Raw genomic sequence first — 19,485 nt, 5'->3', positions numbered from 1 at the left:
AACGCCATGGCTCAGCATTCCCACGCCGGTCAACCGGCCCGTTTAAGCGATCTGACCAACATCCCCCGTCTGGTCAGCGCCTACTACCTCAACAAGCCGGACATGAGCCGCCCCGAGCAGCGAGTTGCCTTCGGTACCTCCGGCCACCGTGGCAGCGCCCTGCACAGTGCCTTTACCGAATCCCATATTCTGGCGGTGACCCAGGCCCTGGTGGAGTATCGCCAGCAGGCCGGCATCACTGGCCCGCTGTTTGTCGGCATGGATACCCACGCCCTGTCCGAATCCGCCTTTGCCAGCGCCGTCGAAGTGCTGGCCGCCAACGGTGTTGAAACCCGCATTCAGGCTGGCCTCGGCTTTACCCCGACCCCCGTCATCTCTCACGCCATCCTGCGCCACAATGCAGGCAAACCGGCTGCCCGTGCTGACGGCGTGGTGATCACCCCGTCCCACAACCCGCCGGAAGATGGTGGCTTCAAGTACAACCCGCCTCACGGTGGCCCCGCCGAAGGGGAGATCACCAAGTGGGTCGAGGACCGTGCCAACGCCATTCTGGAAGCGGGTCTGGCCGGCGTGAAGCGCATGCCGTTCGCCGAGGCGCTCAAGAGCCCGTTCGTGGTCGAGCACGACTATGTCACCCCCTATGTGGATGATCTGAAGAACGTGCTGGACATGGATGCCATCAAGAACGCGGGCATCAAGATCGGTGTCGACCCGCTGGGTGGCTCCGGCGTCGCCTACTGGGACGTCATCGCCAAGACCTATGGCCTGAATATCGAGGTGGTGAACTACAAGGTCGACCCGACCTTCTCCTTCATGACCCTGGATAAAGACGGCAAGATCCGGATGGACTGCTCCAGCCCGTTCGCCATGGCGAGCCTGATCGCGCTCAAGGACAAGTTCGACATCGCCCTTGGCAACGACCCTGACTACGACCGTCACGGCATCGTCACCAAGTCTGGCCTGATGAACCCGAACCACTATCTGGCGGTGGCAATCCAGTATCTGTTTACCCATCGCACCGGCTGGTCTGCCGATGCGGCCGTCGGCAAGACGCTGGTCTCTTCCTCCATGATCGACCGGGTTGCCGGCGAGATTGGCCGTACCCTGAAAGAGGTGCCGGTCGGCTTCAAGTGGTTCGTGGATGGCCTCTACAGCGGCGAGTTCGGTTTTGGTGGCGAGGAGAGCGCGGGCGCCTCCTTCCTGCGTAAAGATGGCACCGTCTGGACCACTGACAAGGATGGCTTCATTCTGGCGCTGCTGGCGGCAGAAATTCTGGCGGTCACCGGCAAGGATCCGCAGGCTCATTACGACGCACTGGAAGCCAAATTTGGCCGCTCCAGCTACCGCCGTATCGACGCCCCGGCCAACAGTGCCCAGAAAGCAGTGCTCTCCAAGCTGGATCCGGCACTGGTGGAGGCCTCAACGCTCGCCGGTGAGCCCATCATCGCCAAGCTGACCAAGGCGCCGGGCAATGATGCCGCCATCGGCGGCCTCAAGGTGGTGACCGAGAACGGCTGGTTCGCGGCGCGCCCCTCCGGCACCGAGTCCATCTACAAGATCTATATGGAGAGCTTCAAGGGCGACACGCACCTCGACCTCATCCAGCAGGAAGCCCAGCAGATCGTCTCTGCTGCGCTTGCCAAGGCAGGCGTCTAAATCAGGTAGCCATCCTTGAGCCCCTGATGGGGTTGAACGTTGGATATAACAAAGGAGCCATAATGGCTCCTTTTTCATTGTCTGTTTTATGCCAGCGAGTTGTCAGCGCGCGGCTTTCACCGCCAGCCCCAGCTGCCACACTGCCATGGCGTAGTGGGTGCTGTGGTTGTAGCGGGTGATGGTGTAGAAGTTGGGCAGACCGTACCAGTATTGGTAGCCGGTGCCGACATCGAGGCGCAGCAGGCTCGCTTCGTTGTGGTTGCCCAGGCTGCTGGTGGGGGTGAGCCCTGCGCGGCGCAGGGAGGCCACCGGGTAGCGGGTCTGGAAGCCGTGCTCATAGCCGGGCAGCTGGCCCTGACCACGCACCGCCACCGGTTGCCCTTTCTCCCAGCCGTGGGCCTTGAAGTAGTTGGCGACGCTGCCGATGGCATCCACCGGATCCCACAGGTTGGTGTGGCCGTTGCCGTCAAAGTCCACCGCATAGCGCTGGAAGCTGGAGGGCATGAACTGGCCGTAGCCCATGGCGCCCGCATAGGAGCCCTTGGGTTCGGTGGGATCCATCCCCTCATCGCGGGTCATCACCAGGAAGGCTTCCAATTCGCTCGTGAAGAACTCGGCGCGGCGCGGATAATCAAATGCCAGGGTGGCCAATGCATCCAGAATGCGGGTCTTGCCCATCACCCGGCCCCAGCGGGTCTCGACCCCGATAATGCCGACGATGATCTCAGGCGGCACCCCGTAGACCTGCTCCGCCCGGTTCAGCTCGCTTGCGTATTCACGCCAGAAGTTGACGCCGTTCTGTACGTTGTCGGGGGTGATGAACTTGGCGCGATAGCGGTTCCAGGCACCGGTCGGGCCGGTGGGCTTGGCGGTGGTCGGCGCCTGGGCATCCATCAGGCGGATGATCCAGTCGTAACGCTCTGCCTGTGCCAGCACCTGATGCAGCTGGGCGTTGTCAAAACCGTGCTTCTCGACCATCTTCTGGACGAATCTGTCCACGTTGGGGCGATTGGCGAAGTCCCCCTTGCTAACCCCTTGTGTATAAACGGGTTTGCTCGATGGCGCCTGATTGATAAAGGCGCTCTTGGGCTGGGGGACGACCACGGGCTTTGGCGCTGGGGCGCTGCTGCAGCCACCGATCAGGGGGAATAATGACAGAGTGAGAAGAGAGGCAAGGCGACGCATAGGGTTCTCAAAGAGACTGATAAAAGTGCCGCAATGGTAAAACATTGTCATCCCCGTGCAAGTGTTCCGTGCGCCTTGTTTGCCGCCAATTCATCGTGCGATGGATTAGCCCTCCGGTGAGGGCTGCGCGGTTCAGCGCGGGGTGTGACGCAGGGTGTGGTAACCGCTCCAGAGTCGGGTCAGGGTGGTGATGGCGCAGAGCAGGGCAAAGCCGTAGGCGAGCGGGGCGAAGGCGGCGGGCCACAGGCACATCAGCACAAAGAGGGCGATGGTCTCGCTCCCCTCGGTGAGGCCGCCCAGATAGTAGAGGGATTTGTGGTGGTAGACCGGATTGTCGATCCCCCGCTTGCCCGCCATGATGGCAAACGCCAGAAAGCTCGACCCTGTGCCCATAAAGGCAAACAGCAGGGTGGCGGCGGGTAGCGCATTAGCGGGGGCGGCGAGGGCAAAGCCCAGCACCACGGCAGCGTAGAAGATAAAATCCAGCGTGATGTCGAGAAAGCCGCCGCAGTCGGTGATGCCGGTTTCCCGCGCCACGGCGCCATCGAGCCCGTCCAGCAGCCGGTTGAGCAGGATGGCCGCGAGTGCCCATGAATAGCAGCCAAAGGCCAGCAGCGGTAGCGCCAGCATGCCGATGGCAAAACCGGTGAGGCTCACCTGATTGGCACTGACCCCGGCACGGCAGAGCGGTTTGGCAAGCTGGGTGAGGGGGCTGCGGATCACGGGGATCAGATGGCGATCAAACAAGGTGAACACTCCTCGGTTAACAGTGGCATTCGGTGAGGTTGAGTATGGTGCCCGGCGCGTCTTCCGCATCGTGGGTCACCAGGATGGCGGGGATGGCCAGCGCCTTGATCTGCGCGAACACCAGCTCGCGAAAGGCTGCCCGCAGCGGCTTGTCGAGGCGGGAGAAGGGCTCGTCCAGCAGCAGGGCGTCGGGTTCGGCCAACAGTGCCCGCAGCAGGCTGACCCGCGCCCGCTGCCCCCCTGACAGCAGCAGTGGCAGCTTGTCAGCCTGATCCGCCAGCGCGACCAGAGCCAATGCGGTCAGCGCCTTTTCCCGCCGCGCACGTTTTCCCTTGATGGTCGCCGGCATGCCGAACATCAGGTTCTCCGCCACCGTCAGATGGTCGAACAGCAGGTCATCCTGAAACAGCATGCCGATGCGCCGCGCTTGCGCAGGCAAGGTGTTGAGTGGCCGCTCGCCGAGCCTTATCTCCCCCTCCAGCCGGATCGGGCCGCTATCTGTCTGCGCGCCGGGCAGTACCCCGGCCAGCCCCGCCAGCAGGGAGCTTTTACCGCAGCCGCTTGGCCCCATCAGGGTCAATACCTCGCCGGGGGCCACCTGCAGGGCGGGCAGCGAGAGCTGCAGATTTTCATCAAGGTAAAGCCGAAGAGGCGTGGTGCTCAGCATATGGCTGTTTCCATCATCAGAGTTCATCGTGAGCCGCCCCCCTTGAGCGCCGGATTGATCCGCGCCGGCAGCCAGAGTGCCAGCAGGTAGATAACGAGTGGCAACAGCAGTTGCAGCAGGCCGTAGAGCCCTGCCAGCCGCCGGTTGAGGCCGCTGCCGATGGCCACCGCTTCGGTGGTGATGGTGACCACTCTGCCAGCCCCAAACAACAGGGTTGGCAGATACTGGGCCAAACTCACCGCCGCCCCGACGCCGAAGGCAAACAGCAGCGGGCGCGCCAGCAGCGGCGCTTTCACCTGCCACCAGGCTCGCCATGGCGTAGCCCCCAGCAGCAGGGCGCTCTGGGTGATCCGCGGATCGAACTGGCGATAGGGGCCGTGCAGGCAGAGGTAGACATATGGAAAGACAAACAGCAGCTGGCTCCAGAGCACCCAGCCCCAGCCAATGCCGCTGCTTATCGAGTCATGTGCAAGCCAGCCCAGCCCGAGCCGGATGCCAAACAGCAGGCTCGCCTGCGGCAGCAACAGCGGCAGGCAGATAAGCCAGAGCGGCCAGGGGCGGCGCCCGGCTTGCGCCTCCAGACTGCACACCGCCATCACCAGTGCCAGCAAGCCGCTCGCCAGTGCCAGCAGTGCGCTGGTTGCCAGCAGCGGCAGCAGGGTTGGCAGCAGATCCAGCCAGTAGTGACCGCTCCACTGGCGGGGCCAGAGGGCGGGAAAGGGCCAGCGGCGCGCCAGCGACCAGAGCAGCAGGGCCGCCAGCACCGCCAGATTGAGGGTGATCAGGGTTAAGGCAAAGCCTGCTGCGAGCCGGTTGGCAAAGAAGTGGGGCGCCGCCCGTTTGCCATCGAGCCAGCAGCCTTTGCCCACCTCTTTATGAAGCCACTCCAGTAATCTGAACAGAGCGATCAGCAGCGCCGTGATGGCGAGCAGCAGCAGGGCGCCGCTGGCGGTGGCACCGCGCCAGAGCAGGTCCGGGTCCTGATACCAGAGCCACAACCGCACCGCCAGCGGGGCGGGGGCGTCGGGCCCGAGCAGTTGGGCGAGATCCACCACCGCCACACCATAGGCTGCCACCGCATAGATGGGCAGGCGCAGGGCGGGCCAGAGCGCCGGCAGCAGCAGGCGCCACCAGATCTGGGGAGCGCTGAAACCGAGGCTCGCCCCCAGCCACTGCTGGCGTGCCAGCAGGATGGGTTGCTGCGCGGCCATCGCCATCAGCAGCAAAAAGGGGGTCTCCTTGAAAACGAGCAGTGCAATCAGCCCAAGCCCTAGAGGGTCGCGAATGGTTTGCCAGTCGGGAGGCAGTTCAAACCCGGTCAGAGCTGGCGAGACGAGCCGTAGCAGCCAGCCGGAGGGGGCGAGCAAAAAAGCAAAACCGATGGCAAAGGCGACGTGGGGCATGGCCAGCATGGGCGAGAGCAGGCGGCGGAGCAGACCGAAAGCCCGGCTGTCGCTGTGGGCCAGCAGCAGGGCGGTCATCAGCAGGCTGCCAAGGGTCGAGGCGGCGCCAATCCACAGACTCAGCGCTGCTGAGTGCCAAAGACCGGGTTGGGCGAGCAGCAAGGCGAGATGAGAGGCGGCCATCCCCTCCGCCAGCAGTTGCCACAGCCCCGCCAGCAATGGGATGACGAAGAGTGCCAGATAAATGACCGCCATCCCCGTACTCATAGTGGGGTGGCGTGTCAACTGGCGCCACGGTCGGGAGCGGGCAAGTTGGTGACCAGCGGCACTCATCAGTGACCGTAACGCTCGGCCCAGGCCGCTTCCAGCTTGAGCTGCCAGCTGGGGTGAGGCTCGGCCACCGCTTTGAAGCGCAGTGCCGGTTGCCCCTTGGCGGGGTCAGGCAGGGCATCGGCCCGCAGCACGCTGGGATCACCCCAGAAAGCCGGATTGGCTTTTCGTGCCTGCGCCGCCGGGCTTAGCAGGAAGTTGGCCACCACCTTGGCACCCGCACGGGCACTGGCGTTAAAGGGGATGGCGAGAAAATGGCTGTTGGTGAGCGCCCCTTTCTCCATGGCGACCGCCTCCACACTGGGGGGCAGGGCGCCAATCTGGGCGGCGCTTTGCGCCTCCTGCGGATTGAAGCTGATAGCCATGGCCAGTTCGCCATCATCGAGCAGCTGGCGGGTTTCGGCGGCGCTGGTGGGGAACAGTTTGCCCTTGCGCCAGAGTGCCGGATGCAGCTTATCGAGCCAGGCCCAGAGCGGGGCGGTGAGCTGGGCAAAATCGCTCTCGGTCGCCTCCCGATAGAGGGGGGCGGGGTCTGGCGTCAATTCCAGCAGGATCTGCTTGAGAAAACTGGAGCCATGGAACTGGGGCGGCTTGGGATAGGTGAAGCGGCCGGGATGGGCCTTGGTCCACGCCAGCAGGGCGGCAGCCGAGGTGGGCGGGCTGGTGACCTCTTCGGTGTCGACCATCAGATTGAGCTGGCCGATGCCCCAGGGGGCTTCCAACCCTTCCACCGGCAGTGTGAAGTCTTCACTCACCGGCAGGCTGCTGTCGACCAGTGCCATATTGGGCAGCTCGGCGGTAAAGGGAGCGCCGAGCAGCCCCTGCTCCTTGAGCGCCTTGAAGTTCTCGCCGTTGACCCAGAGCAGGTCGATGGGCCCGCCAGCTTGCTTGCCCGCCTGCTTGTTGGCCAGCAGCTGGCTGACGCTCTGGGCAATGTCATCCACCTTCACCTGCACCAGCTTGACCTGATAGTCGCGCGCCAGCTCCTGCCCGGCCCACACCAGATAGGCGTTGATCTCCGGGCTGCCGCCCCAGGCGTTGAAGTAGACGGTCTGCCCCTTCGCCTCCTCAAGGGTCTGTTGCCAGTTGTCATCAGGGCTGGCTAACAGCGGGCCGCTAGCCAGCAGTGGCAGGGCGCACAGCAGGGCGTTTAGCCGCTGTTTGAGCCAAGAGTTGCGGTGCGAGTTGAGGTGTGAGCCGAGCAGTGAGAATGGCTTGATCATAAACGTTTCCCTGGTTGTCAGGCGCCACGGCGCCAGCGGTGATAACGGGCCAGCAACGCCAGCACCCGGGTGGGCTGATGGGCCCGTTTCCATTCACCCGCCACATATTTGTTTCCCTCCATCAGGGTGGGATAGGCGTGAATGGTGCCGAGGATCTTGCCAAGGCCGAGGCGGTGACGCATGGCGAGTACGAACTCGGCAATCCGCTCACCGGCGTGAGTGCCCACTATGGTGGCGCCAATGATAGTATCCTTGCCCGGCACGGTCAGCACCTCGACAAAACCCTGGCGCTCCCCATCGGCAATCGCTCTGTCCAGCTCGGCCAGCTCAAAGCGGGTCGCCTCGAAGGGAATCCCCTGCGCCTCGGCTTCCTTGCGATTGAGGCCGACCCGGGCAATCTCCGGCGTGGTGTAGGTGGCCGCCGGAATGACCCGATAGTCGGCCCGAAAGCGCTTGAACTGACCAAACAGGGCATTGACCGCCGCATACCAGGCCTGATGGGCGGCGAAGTGGGTGAATTGGTAAGGGCCCGCTACGTCTCCCACCGCCAGTATGCTGGGGAAGTTGGTGGCAAGAAAGCCATCGACTGCTAGGGTGCCGCGGGGGGCAAGCTCGACCCCCAACGCTTCGAGCCCGAAGCCGCTGACGTTGGCGACCCGACCCAGTGCCAGCAGCAGTTGATCCCCTGCAACCACCTGTGTCTCATCGCCACGGCGCAGTTGTAGCCGGATGGGGAGATCCCCATCGGCTGCGGGCAGATAGTCGGCTCGTTCGGCACGCCAGCCGGTGAGTAGCTGTACGCCATCGCGGCTCATCTGCCCGGCCAGGGCGTCGGCTACCTCTCTCTCTTCGCGGGGCAGCAGTTGCTCCGAGAGTTCCACCAAGGTCACGGGAATGCCGAGCAGGGTGAAGCTCTGGGCCAGTTCGCAGCCGATAGGGCCGCCGCCCAGTACCAACAGCCGGCGCGGCGGGGTGCGTAGTTGCCAGAGGCTATCCGAGGTGAGGTAAGGCACCTGATCCAGCCCCGGCAGCTTGGGCACCAACGGTCGGGCGCCGGTGGCGATAACGATATGGCGGCTGGCAAGGCGCTGGCCGTTCACCTCCACCTCCCAGGGGGAGACCAGCCGCGCCTCCCCTTCTATGCACTCCACTCCAAGCCCCTGATAGCGTTCGATGGAGTCGTGGGGCTCGACCTCCTTGATAACCTCAGCCACCCGTTCCATCACGGCGGCAAAATCGGCGCGGGAGTGGCTTGGACTAAAGCCCAGCTCGTCGGCCTTACGCTGCTCTGCGGCAAAGCGGGCGCTGCGGATCAATGCCTTGGAGGGGACGCAGCCGCTGTTGAGGCAATCGCCCCCCATCTTGTGCTTCTCGATGAGCGCCACCTTGGCCTTCACCGCCGCGGCGATATAGCTGGTAACCAGCCCACCGGCGCCCGCACCGATCACCAGCAGGTTGTAGTCATAGCGAGCGGGTTTGCGGTAGGGGGCGAGCTGGCGCCGCAGCGCGAGGTGCGAGGTCAATTTCTTGACGAGCCAGGGCATCAGCCCCAGCAGGGTCAGCGCCACCATCAGGCCGGGGGAGAGGATATTGCCGGTGCTGGTTAACTGGCCAAGCTCGCTCCCTGCCAGCACATAGACGAAGGTGCCGGGCAGCATGCCAAGCTGGCTCACCCAGTAGTAGGTGCTGACTCTGATGGGGGTGAGCCCCATCAGCAGATTGACCAGAAAGAAGGGAAAGACGGGGATAAGGCGCAGGCTCAGCAGATAGAAGGCCCCCTCCTTCGCCATGCCGGAGTGAAAGGTGGCCAGCTTGTCGCCAAAGCGGGCGGTGACCCAGTCGCGCAGCAGAAAACGGGCGCTGAGAAAGGCCAGGGTCGCGCCGATGGTGCTGGCAAAGGAGACCAGCAGCAGCCCCCAGGCGACGCCGAACACCGCGCTGCCACCCAGGGTGAGCAGGCTGGCGCCGGGCAGGGAGAGGGCTGTGCTCAGCACATAGATAAGCACGAACAGCAGGCTGGCCGTGACAAAGTGGCTGTCGACCCATTGCGCCACTGCCGCCTGCTGAGCCTGCAAGGCGTCCAGACTGAGGTAACGGCCAAGATCGAGGGCAAAAAAGGTGCCGATAAGGCTCCCCATCACCAGCAGAAGCAGCAGGCGGGTCCGGTTCATCAGGCGTCCTTGTTGTCTGGCTGGGCGGGGCGTTCCGGCTGCACCGGCAGCTGGCAGAAGCCCTGCGGCGCGATATCGAGGGCGGCGTTGAACTTGGCCGACATGTTCTGGAAGGCGATAAGGCCGGTCAGCTCCACCATGGCATCGTCGTCGAACCAGTGCTTGAGGCGGGATGCTTGTTCATCGCTCACCCCATCCAGTCCGGTCATCGCTTCGGTGTAGTCGAGCACCGCTTTCTCCCGCTCGTCGAACAAGGGGCTTTCGCGCCAGTTGGCCAGCGCCTCCACCTTCTCGCTGGATCCTGCCCGCTTGCTCAGGGTCATGGCGTTGATGTCGACGCAGAAGCGGCACCAGTTGAGCTGGGAGACCCGCACCGTTACCAGAGAGCGCAGCACGGGATCGATGGGGGAGCGCTTGCGGTTGATGACCCCGTAGAGGGTGGCGACGGCGGCAAACAGGCGCGGCGAGCGGCCCCAGCACTTGCCCGGAATGAGCACCTGACCATAGTTGCGCTTTTGCAGCCAGAAAAAAGGGCGGATAAACCAGGCATATTCCCAGTCGGGTTTGACCTCAACGCGCATCAGTTACCTTCTTGTTGTTTCACACTTACGGTTTCAAATTGGGTTTGTAGGCCTGGCCGAGGCGCTCATTCAGGCGGATCAGGAAATCCTCGATCCGTGCCCGGTTGGTGCCCAAGTCGCTGCGCCCCTGACGGGAGGCTGATCGCATATCGATACGGGTCTCTTTGGGGCCTGCAAAGACCCGCAGCGCCACATCATCCTGAAAGCCGAACCAGCCGGTGGTGACCACTGCATCCAGGCCATCCGGGCTCGGTCGTACCTGCCAGCCCAGCTCCTGCATCAGTTCGTTGGCTTCAATCACCACTTCGGCAGGAGAGGCTTTGGTAAAGAGAGGACCGGGTTTTGCCTCAAATGCTTTCAGCGGGGCGCTATTTATTGGCAGATCCTGCGCTGTTCTGAGCTCGGCCGCCCAGCGCAGCAGGGGGGGATTATAGGGATCTGTGCTCACATCGTTGATCAGCGGCATGCGCAGCGCCTGCAGCACAAAGGTCAGGGGCAGCAGCAGTGGCAAGGCGCCCAAACCGCTGGCGTAGCGGTTGCGGCTCCAGGGCAGGCGCACCAGCAAGATAAGGGAGATCATGGCCCCCGTCAGGCAGATGGCAAAACCTATCCACCAGGGCCAGAGATGAAGGCGGCTGCCGAGGGCGCCAGCGAGCGGGAGTAACCAGGCCAGCAGGGGCCACAAGCAAGAGCGGGGCATAGCACGGGATCCATCGTCGAATGTGGACAATGCCGAGAAGGATAAACTTAATTGCCTGATAACGTTAGTAAATTGATGCGAGTTTGGCGTGGTTTTGGTCAGTTTTGCGAGGGAGATGCAGAGGTCGGTGAAGTCAGCCTGACGGGAGCTTCACCGAGAAAATGGTTAGTTGCGATGACTTAGTTGCGATAGAGCACTTTGATCAGGTGAAAGCCGAACTTGGTGCGCACCGGCCCCAGCACCTTGAGCAGTTCACCCTTGAAGACGGCATCGTCAAAGGCCTTGACCATATCCCCTTTATTGAACTCCCCTAGATCGCCGCTGCGTTTTGCAGAAGCGCAGGTGGAGAAGCGCTTGGCCATCTGGCCGAAGTCTGCTCCCTTCTCAATCTTCTCCTTGATCTCCAGACACTGTTTTTCGGTCTTGACCAGTATGTGCTGGGCACAGGCTTTTTTCATCGGGGCGCTCCTGGGAGTGATGGCGAAGGTTGTTAACGCCAAGGGTGGTAGCAAATCGGGGCGCAAGAGTACCCCAATTTGCCACCGGCGTCAGCCATCACAGCCCGCCATTTACTGGCGCTCGTCAGCCCTGTTACTGGCGAGCGCGGGTGGCCAGCATGGCGCGTGGACGCGCTTGCCAGATGATCTCCAGCCCGAGCAGGGCGTAGAGGCTCCAGATGGCCAGCGGATTGAGCCATTCGCCCCCCAGTTGCAGGGTCATCAGAGCGCAACCTGCCAGCAGCAAGGTGATCCCCGGCAGCCGCCAGTGGGCGGGCAGGGGGGCCAGCAGCGCCATCGCCAGCAAAATGCCGAGGCCAAACGGCAGGTTCAGGGCGGTAAAGGCCAGCGCCTGCTGGCCACTCATGCCGGTCAGCAGGGCCAGCAGGGCGCTGCAACAGGCGAGAAAGGTGATGAACTCGAGACGATCGGCAATATAGTCAGCCATCTGTTCGCTACGTGCATGCATGATGTGTCTCCTTCAGTTGATGGTTCAAGTGTGAGGGAGGGACGTCTGCAAAGGCAGCGGGATAATTCGATTGCGCTGAACGAGCAATTCTTAATCACCCGCTACGGCGGGCTTTGGTGTGTGCCGGGCCTGTTAAACGGTGAGTGTGGGGCTATGCCGACAAACTCTGTCGTGGTGGGTTTCTGGTTGCAAAGAGAGGAGGAGAGGTGACAAATGGTGCCTGATGGTGGGTTGAGCCTTATTCAGGGCAGGTCAATTCGCTCCCATCGGGAACGCGGGCGTCGTCATTGTCACCAAAATGTGTGATTTGTGGTCAACCTCTTAAAAGATATGGTGAATTTGCCAATGGCGCCGCGCTGTCGCTGGCCGATGCCTATGTTAGGATAAGGTTCGCCATTTTTCTGGCGCGCATTTTTGTGTCACGGCCATGCACGGCATGGCGTGCTGCGCCGTATTCGGGGTTGGCCCGAAAGGGCGCTGGTTTCCTTCACCACAGATTCAGGAAAATTGACCTTTGACAGGATGCATTTCATCCCTGCTGGCAGGGCGTTCACTGTCCGGCCCTGCGTTTCGCCGCGGCCTGCGGGTACTGGGGGTGGGCTTGTTGCTGTCGCTGCTGGCTTCGCCCGCGTTTGCCGCCAAGCTCACCTATCAGGTCAAGGGGTTGAAAGGGGAGAACAAGGATAACGTTGAAGCCTACCTCAATGCCCTGCCGGTCTATCAGGAGCGGCAATACCGCCCGGCCCGCGCCAAAATCACCGAGAGCGTGCAAAAGGCGCTGCAGGTTTATGGCTACTACCAGCCGAAAATCACCCTGAGCCGCGACAAGAAGACTCCGTCCAAAGTGGTGATTGAGGTGGACAAGGGGGAGCCGGTCATCGTCTCCCGCCTCGATATTCTGCTGGAGGGGGATGCGGGTAGCGACGAGCTCTACAGCGCCCTGCTGGACAAGTTGCCCCTCAAAGAGGGCGAGCCCCTCAACCACGCCAAATATGAATCCATCAAGGCCGATCTCGGCAGCCTCGGGCTGGCCCGCGGTTACTTTGATGCCAAGCTGAGCAAGAGTCAGGTCAAGGTGTTCCCGGACAAGGGGACGGCAGAGATCTTTATTCTGTTCGAATCGGGCCATCGCTACCGTTTTGGCGAGATCCGCTACGATGCCACCCCCGAAGCGCTTCACCTCATTCGCCCGCTTATCAACATCAAGAGCGGCGACCCCTATCTCGCCATCCGTCTGGCCGAGATGTCGCAGGATGTCTCCTCCACCAAGCTGTTCCGTCAGGTCGATATCAAGCCGGTATTGAGCGAGGCGAGCAACTATCGGGTGCCCATTGCGGTGACGCTGGATAACCGGGTCGATCACGAAATCGAGACAGGTATCGGTTACGCCACCGACGTGGGGCCGCGGATGAGTGCCACCTGGGAGAAGCCCTGGGTCAACCGCTATGGTCACCGCCTGTTTGCCACCGCCAAGGTGTCGGCGCCGGAGGCAGAGCTCAGCTTCGACTACCAGATCCCGGTGGGTAACCCGCTGCGGGACTACTACTCCATCCAGACCGGCTACCAGTACAAGGACAACAACGATACCCGCTCCGATCTCACCACTATCGGTGTGCACCGCTGGACGCGGCGGCCGGAGAGCTGGGATCGGGACGTCTTTATCCGGCTGGAGAACGAGATCTATACCCAGGGTGCCGACGAGGGGAACAGCTTGCTGCTGATCCCCGGGGTCTCCTGGTCCCGGCTGCGGGTGCGCGGCACCCTGGTGCCCGATTGGGGGGATCGCCAGCAGCTGACGCTGGAGTTCTCCGATCCCAGATGGGGCTCCGACATCAGCTTTATGCGGGTGTGGGGGCGCAGCAAGTGGCTGCGAACTCTTGGCGATAACCACAGATTCCTGATGCGGGCCGAGCAGGGGGCCATCATAGGTGACAGCTTCTCGTTGGTGCCGCCGTCTTTGCGCTTCTTTACCGGTGGCGATCAGACGGTGCGCGGCTTTGGTTACGAGAGCATCTCCCCCACCGGGCCGGATGGCAAGCTGACCGGTGGTCGTTACACCAGCGTGGCCAGTCTGGAATACAACTACCGCTTCAGCGAGAAGTGGCTGGGGGCCATGTTTGTGGATGGCGGCACCTCCACCACCGATTACAGCGAACCCTGGAAAATAGGTACCGGCGTCGGTGTACGCTGGGTCACCCCCATCGGTCAGGTCAGGTTGGATCTGGCGGTCGGGGTATCGGAAGAGGACAAGCCCTTGCGGCTGCATTTCGCATTGGGGCCTGAATTATGATGTTGTCTAAACGCTTTTTTCTTTGGCCGCTGCGGCTGTATCTTGCGCGGGGGTCTGCATTGTGATCTGGCTAAAACGCATTTTTCTCTGGCTGATGGGGCTGGTGTTCCTGCTGCTCATCGGCGTCAGCCTGCTGGGCTTTACCCATCAGGGCAACAAGTGGTTGTGGCAACAGGCCAAGGGAGCGCTGCCTTCTCTCAAGGGGGAGCTGTGGCCGGTCAGCTTGGCTATGGCTGGACTCTGGAAGGGGCGGGTTGGCAGGATGAGCTGGTGGATGTCACTGTGGATCGCGCCGTGCTCGACTGGGATCTCGGCAAGTTGCTGCAGGGCAAACTCTGGATCAAATCGCTTGAAGTGACTCATCCGGTGGTGAAGGTGGCTGACTCGGAGCCTGCACCGGAAGAGCCTTCTGAACCCTTTGTCTGGCGCCCGCTGCCACTCAAAATTCAGGTCGACAGCCTCAAGGTAGCCGATCTCGATCTGGCGGTGCCCGGTGTGGCTGTGACGCTGGGGTCCCTCGATATCGGCGCCACCCTCAATCGCAAGGGGCTGATTGTGCGCGGCCCGGTGCTCGATAACCTGAAGGTGACGCTGGATGATGCGGCACCCGCCAGCGCAGCCAAATCTGCCAAGCAGCCGGCCGCTAACGAGAAGCAAGCCGGTGCTGCGGTGGCGCGCAACGACAAGGCCAGCGCCAAGACAGCCAAACAGGGTAAAGGGACGCCTGCTGCGAACACGACAAAGGCAGCCCCCATTCTCCTGCCCGCCATTCACCTGCCATTCCCCATCCAGCTGGAAGGGGTCAGTGCGACCCGGGTGCAATATAAGCAGGGCGAGCTGATCGAAGGGCTCGACAAGCTGCTGCTGTCGGCCACTGCTGCCGACGATCGCATCGAGGTGCGCGAGCTCTCGCTGCGCCACGCCATGGCCGATCTGGCGCTCAAGGGACACATCCAGCTCAGTGACGACTACCCGCTGGCGGTGACCCTGGATGCGAAGGCCCGCAAGGGGCTGCTGGATGGCGAGCTGCAAGGGGAGCAGGCCACGCTGGCGCTGAGTGGTTCGGTCGGCAAGCTGGGGCTGGCGTTGTCGGCAAAGGGGCCGATTGCAGCCAATCTCAAGGGCTCGCTGGCCGCCCTCGACCCGGATCTCCCTTTTGATTTGGCCCTCGACTGGAAGAGCCTCGGCTGGCCTCTTCACAAGCCTGCCAAAGATGAGCCGAGCTATCGGTTGGACAAAGGAAGCCTGACTGCCAAGGGCAAGCTCTCCGGCTACCAGTTTGCCCTCAATACCTCCGGCAAGGGGACCGATGTCCCCCCCTTCAAGCTTGCGCTGGACGGCAAGGGGGATCTGGAGCGGCTCAGCAAGATAGCCTTGCAGCTCAACGCCCTAAAGGGGGAGCTCAAACTCGATGGCAAACTCGCCTGGAACAAGGGGATCGAGTGGCAGGGAACCACCCTGTTCAAGGGGATCAATCCGGCCGAGCTGCTGCCCGAGCTGAAAGGGACGCTGGCCGGTGAGCTGGAGAGCCGTTTCGTGATGAACGAAGCGGGTCACTGGGAGCTGAAACTGCCCAAGCTCAAGGTGGATGGCAAGCTCAACCAGTACCCGCTGGCCCTCAAGGGGGAGCTTAGCGGTAACGACAAGATGGAGTGGCTGATCCCGGCGCTCTCGCTGCAAAGTGGCCCTAACCAGTTGCAGGCCAAGGGCAGTATCAGCAGCGCCCAGTGGAAGCTCGATGCCAACTTGCAGGCTCCCCAGCTGGGGGGCATCTATCCCGGCCTGAAAGGGGATATCAAGGGGCAGGTGAAGGTCAGTGGCAATCAGCAGACGCCAAAAATCGATGCGGATCTCGCCTCCGAGCGGCTCTACTATGCCGGCACCGACCTGAAGGGCATTAGCCTCAAGGGCAATGCGGTGATCGGCGCCAAACCGGCCGGTGAGCTCGCGTTGTTGGTGGCGCAGCTGAAACAGGGCGAAACCAAGCTCAGCCAGCTGGCCCTGAACCTCAGCGGCGATATCAGTCAGCATCTGTTGACCCTGACCATGAAGGGTGACCCTGTTGCGGCCAACCTCAAACTGGGTGGCGGCGTGCGGGGGGATCACTGGCGCGGGGCGCTCTCCGAGTTGCAGCTGAAAACCCCGCTGCGCCGTTGGGACTTGAGCTCCCCTTGGGCACTGGATCTCGATCTGCCGCGTCAGCGGCTGGCGATGGGGGATCTCTGCCTCGGCTCCCAGGGGGCCAGCCTATGCATCAAGGGGAGTCAGGTCTCCGCTGCGCAGGGCACCCTGGAGTTTGCCCTGAGCGAGTTTGATCTCAAGCGGCTGCGCCCCTGGTTGCCGGACAACTTCCGCTGGCAGGCGATGCTCTCCGCCGATGGCCGCGCCAGCTGGCGTGGCAATCAGCCGACCCTGCATGCGGTGGTGCGAACCACGCCGGGCACTTTTGTGGCAGATGGCCTCAAGACCGACTATCAGCAGCTGGCTCTGGCCCTGGATTTCGAGCGGCAGCAGGCGGCCATTCGCCTCGATTTTGCCTCCAAGCAGATCGGCAATATCGATACCGATTTGCTGATCAGGGAGCCTGCCGGTCGCGGTCTGCTCGGCGGTCAGCTCAAGTTTGACGATCTCAAGCTCAATACCTTCGCGCCGCTCATCCCTGAGGTGCGCTCGCTGCAAGGGGTCATCTCCGCCGATGCCCGTTTCGACGGCACCCTGGCGGCGCCCCTGCTGTTTGGCCAGCTCAACCTGCGTGACGGTGAAGTGCAGACTCACTCCGACATGGTGACCCTGACCAAGCTGGTGACCCGCCTCAAGATCGAGGGCAACCGCGCCGAGCTCGATGGCTCCATGCTGGTGGGCAAGGGGCCGCTGGCGTTGGGCGGCTGGCTCAGCTGGGCCAAGATGCCGGTCAGCGGAAGCCTCACCATTAAGGGCAAGGATCTGGAGGCGCAATATCCGGGCATGGGCCGGGTCAGAGTCTCGCCCGATATCGCGGTGTCGCTGGGTGAGGAGACCCGCATTACCGGTCAGGTGGATATTCCCTGGGCGCGTATTCTGGTCAAGAGCCTGCCGGATTCGGCGGTGGCGGTCTCCGACGATGTGACCGTGGTCTATGACGATCTGCCCCCGGCTCCCAAGCAGGCCAGCCTGCCGCTGGCGATGAAGGTGGCGATCCGCCTTGGCAACGATGTGAAGCTCGATGCCATGGGGCTGAAGACCGATGTCTCCGGTGGCCTCAATATCCGTCAGGATCCCGAGAAACCGCTGGCTGGCAATGGCCAGCTGGTGCTGACCAACGGCCGCTTCAAGGCTTACGGTCAGAACCTCATCATCAAGGAGGGGCGGATCCTCTTCTCCGGTCCGCTGGATCGGCCCTTCCTCAACATCGAGGCCAACCGGGATCCCGATACCATCGAGGGCCAGGTGACGGTCGGGGTGCGGGTGACCGGCCCTGCCAGCAAGCCTGAGATCACTGTCTACTCCGAACCGCAGATGGCGCAGTCGGAACAGCTCTCCTATCTGCTGCGCGGCAAAGGGTTGCAGACCGGCGGTGAGGATGGCGGTTTCAACGGCCTGCTGGTAGCCGGCGCGGTGAGTCAGGCCAACGGCGTGGTGTCGAGCATCGGCGAGTCGCTGGGGATGAGCGATGTCTCCCTCGATACCGCGGGCAGTGGCGACAACACCCAGGTGACTCTGTCTGCATATCTGCTGCCGGGCTTGCAGTTCCAGTACGGGGTCGGGGTCTTCAGCCCCATCGCCGAATTCAAGCTGCGCTACGAGGTATTGCCACGGCTCTATCTGCAGGCGATGAGCGGGGTGGCTCAGGCGGTCGATATCTTCTATCGCTTTACTCTGTAACGCTTCATCCCGTAACAGGGCTGATATGAACGTAAACGGGAGGCGCAGGCCTCCCGTTTTTTTATTGCGCGATCGGCTGCAGGTAAATGGCGATAAGGGACTGGAGGGCAGAGGGAGAATGGATTGCGGCGGGCTATAAATGCGAAAACCCGGCGCTATGCCGGGTTTTCTGAATGATGGTGGAGGGAGAAGGATTCGAACCTTCGAAGGCAGAGCCGTCAGATTTACAGTCTGATCCCTTTGGCCGCTCGGGAACCCCTCCACGGGGTATTGCTTTCAAATTGTCGCACTTGAAATGGTGGAGGGAGAAGGATTCGAACCTTCGAAGGCAGAGCCGTCAGATTTACAGTCTGATCCCTTTGGCCGCTCGGGAACCCCTCCACAAGTGCGAGGCGCATACTAACAGATCTTCCGGTTTTGTGAACCCCCAAGCAGGATTTTTCCATTAAAAGAATTGGATTTGTGGCCGATAACCAGTGAAATCGCCATTTGCGAGAGTTATCTCATGCTGCCCAGTTCAATCCGTAATCACCTGCTCGTCGATGAGGGCCAGTTGGGGCAGCGCCTCAACCGTGACCTGCAGCATGGCGATCGGGCGGATTTCCGGTTGCATCTGGCCCTGCTGACTGATGCGGTGGAGGAGCAGCCCTGGTTTGATGCCAAACCGGCGCCCACTCCCCAGAGCCGTGACTGGCGTCTGCACTTTGCGCTGAGACCGGCAGAGGTGCTGGTGGCTGAAGGGGCGGGGAGTGACTGTAGTGCCATCAATGAGCGGCTGCAGCAAGGGGGAAGCATGGTGGATGTGCGGCTCTGGCTGGCGCTGCAAACACCGCCGCTGGCGGTCAAACAACCGCTGCTCGATGAGGCTGTCTACGACAACCTGTCACCGCTGGCGCGGGAGCGGTTGCAAGGAAAGCTGGCCGATATGCCACGCCAGGAGGATCCGCTGGTATTGCTGCCGATCCTCGATCGTTTGCAACAGGGGGTGGATACCCGGTTGCACTGGCTCAGTTGATGGCGCCTGTTCACTGTGTAACGCGATGCTTGTCGGCAAATCACAGGCAACAAAAAGGCGGGTGACCCCGCCTTTATGCTCTTTAGAATTTTTAGCCTTGCGGCATGCAATCAAGCGTCAGCTTCATCCGGTTGCGGCTGCTCTTTGAGCGCTGCGTTGGCACGACGGGCAATCGGCTTTTCGGTGTGACGGTTGAGTTGGCGCTCCAGTTTTTGCCCCAGTTCGTTGATGGCTGCGTAGAGATCCTCATGCTCTGCCTGGGCAAACAGTTTGCCGTTGGGGATGCCAGCACTGGCTTCGACAGTGAACATCAGACGCTCTTTGGAAACAATCACATGGGGTGTGATGAGAGGTACCTGAAGACGTTCGAGCTTTTCAAAACGGGATTCGATGCGCTCGCGGATAGCCGGGGTGATGTCGATGATTTTGCTGGTAATTTCGATTTTCATATTGGCCCCCTTCGGGTCGTCTTGCTTGTGTCTTCACCTTCAGATTACTCATTGGTAAAGATTGAAATGTGATCCATGTCACATAACCTTCCCTTGGCTATTCAGCAACTTATAAATTGTGATCTTTTCCGGTTTCGTGCCAAAAACAGCTTGAGCTCCGTGAAACTGGCAGGCAGTATGACGGGAATAGGATCGTTTCTGTCCCTTCTTGGCAGCACTTCGTGTCGACCTCATGTCCGGT

15 protein-coding genes and 2 tRNA genes are annotated in these 19,485 nt (G+C 62.0%); 4 read left to right on the top strand and 13 right to left on the bottom strand.

Annotated elements, in window-relative coordinates:
• The first annotated feature begins 6 nt into the window (after window positions 1-6).
• Complete coding sequence (gene pgm, locus ACTG2O_RS18450; RefSeq protein ID WP_216954158.1) at window positions 7-1,656, top strand: phosphoglucomutase (alpha-D-glucose-1,6-bisphosphate-dependent); 1,650 nt, start codon at window positions 7-9, stop codon at window positions 1,654-1,656.
• Window positions 1,657-1,758: 102 nt separating this feature from the next.
• Here pgm and mltB read toward each other — a convergent pair whose 3' ends face one another.
• The 10 genes from mltB to ACTG2O_RS18400 form a co-directional block, all read right to left on the bottom strand.
• Window positions 1,759-2,841, bottom strand: coding sequence for a lytic murein transglycosylase B (gene mltB, locus ACTG2O_RS18445; RefSeq protein ID WP_439976452.1), 1,083 nt, complete (start codon window positions 2,839-2,841; stop codon window positions 1,759-1,761).
• Window positions 2,842-2,973: 132 nt separating this feature from the next.
• Window positions 2,974-3,588: a CDP-alcohol phosphatidyltransferase family protein gene (locus ACTG2O_RS18440; protein ID WP_219263576.1), complete on the bottom strand. Its 615-nt coding sequence runs from the start codon at window positions 3,586-3,588 to the stop codon at window positions 2,974-2,976.
• A 16-nt stretch (window positions 3,589-3,604) separates the two neighbouring features.
• Window positions 3,605-4,255 carry an ATP-binding cassette domain-containing protein gene (locus tag ACTG2O_RS18435; RefSeq protein ID WP_439976451.1) on the bottom strand — a complete coding sequence of 217 codons (651 nt, stop codon included), beginning with the start codon at window positions 4,253-4,255 and terminating at the stop codon, window positions 3,605-3,607.
• Window positions 4,256-4,278: 23 nt separating this feature from the next.
• On the bottom strand, window positions 4,279-5,913 hold the full coding sequence (locus tag ACTG2O_RS18430; protein ID WP_439976450.1) for an ABC transporter permease: 1,635 nt from the start codon (window positions 5,911-5,913) through the stop codon (window positions 4,279-4,281).
• A 77-nt stretch (window positions 5,914-5,990) separates the two neighbouring features.
• Window positions 5,991-7,211, bottom strand: coding sequence for an ABC transporter substrate-binding protein (locus ACTG2O_RS18425; protein WP_439976449.1), 1,221 nt, complete (start codon window positions 7,209-7,211; stop codon window positions 5,991-5,993).
• A gap of 17 nt (window positions 7,212-7,228) precedes the next feature.
• The gene (locus ACTG2O_RS18420; RefSeq protein WP_439976448.1) at window positions 7,229-9,382 is read right to left on the bottom strand and encodes an FAD-dependent oxidoreductase; all 2,154 of its coding nucleotides are present in this window, start codon (window positions 9,380-9,382) and stop codon (window positions 7,229-7,231) included.
• Entirely contained in the window at window positions 9,382-9,963 is a 582-nt protein-coding gene (locus ACTG2O_RS18415) for a carboxymuconolactone decarboxylase family protein (protein ID WP_439976447.1), read from the bottom strand. The genes ACTG2O_RS18420 and ACTG2O_RS18415 overlap by 1 nt, the downstream gene beginning before the upstream one ends.
• 25 nt (window positions 9,964-9,988) lie before the next feature.
• The gene (locus ACTG2O_RS18410) at window positions 9,989-10,663 is read right to left on the bottom strand and encodes a DUF1499 domain-containing protein (protein ID WP_439976446.1); all 675 of its coding nucleotides are present in this window, start codon (window positions 10,661-10,663) and stop codon (window positions 9,989-9,991) included.
• 179 nt (window positions 10,664-10,842) lie between these two features.
• Window positions 10,843-11,121 carry a peptidylprolyl isomerase gene (locus ACTG2O_RS18405; RefSeq protein WP_005359450.1) on the bottom strand — a complete coding sequence of 93 codons (279 nt, stop codon included), beginning with the start codon at window positions 11,119-11,121 and terminating at the stop codon, window positions 10,843-10,845.
• A gap of 133 nt (window positions 11,122-11,254) precedes the next feature.
• A complete protein-coding gene (locus ACTG2O_RS18400) occupies window positions 11,255-11,629 on the bottom strand; it encodes a hypothetical protein (protein WP_213389145.1) in 375 nt (124 codons plus the stop codon).
• A 514-nt stretch (window positions 11,630-12,143) separates the two neighbouring features.
• On the opposite strand from ACTG2O_RS18400, the gene tamA reads away from it, so the two are divergent.
• Together tamA and tamB are read left to right on the top strand one after the other, a co-directional pair.
• Window positions 12,144-13,919, top strand: a complete 1,776-nt coding sequence (gene tamA / locus ACTG2O_RS18395) for an autotransporter assembly complex protein TamA (RefSeq protein ID WP_005334265.1) — start codon at window positions 12,144-12,146, stop codon at window positions 13,917-13,919.
• A 159-nt stretch (window positions 13,920-14,078) separates the two neighbouring features.
• Window positions 14,079-17,780: an autotransporter assembly complex protein TamB gene (tamB, locus tag ACTG2O_RS18390; RefSeq protein ID WP_439976445.1), complete on the top strand. Its 3,702-nt coding sequence runs from the start codon at window positions 14,079-14,081 to the stop codon at window positions 17,778-17,780.
• 177 nt (window positions 17,781-17,957) lie between these two features.
• On the opposite strand, the gene ACTG2O_RS18385 is transcribed toward tamB, so the two are convergent.
• Window positions 17,958-18,042: transfer RNA gene (locus ACTG2O_RS18385), tRNA-Tyr, on the bottom strand.
• 34 nt (window positions 18,043-18,076) lie between these two features.
• A tRNA-Tyr gene (locus tag ACTG2O_RS18380) sits at window positions 18,077-18,161 on the bottom strand.
• A gap of 124 nt (window positions 18,162-18,285) precedes the next feature.
• Between ACTG2O_RS18380 and ACTG2O_RS18375 the strand changes: the two genes are divergently transcribed.
• Window positions 18,286-18,795, top strand: a complete 510-nt coding sequence (locus ACTG2O_RS18375) for a VC2046/SO_2500 family protein (RefSeq protein ID WP_043823472.1) — start codon at window positions 18,286-18,288, stop codon at window positions 18,793-18,795.
• A 110-nt stretch (window positions 18,796-18,905) separates the two neighbouring features.
• Here the strand turns inward: ACTG2O_RS18375 and hpf are convergent, their stop codons facing one another.
• Window positions 18,906-19,244: a ribosome hibernation-promoting factor, HPF/YfiA family gene (gene hpf, locus ACTG2O_RS18370; RefSeq protein ID WP_005334257.1), complete on the bottom strand. Its 339-nt coding sequence runs from the start codon at window positions 19,242-19,244 to the stop codon at window positions 18,906-18,908.
• Window positions 19,245-19,485 lie beyond the last annotated feature (241 nt).

It is taken from the genome of Aeromonas sp. 61P, assembly GCF_051919545.1.
GTDB lineage: Bacteria > Pseudomonadota > Gammaproteobacteria > Enterobacterales > Aeromonadaceae > Aeromonas > Aeromonas veronii.
Note: the sequence above shows the minus strand (reverse complement) of the source record. Positions and strands in the feature narration are given on the sequence as shown.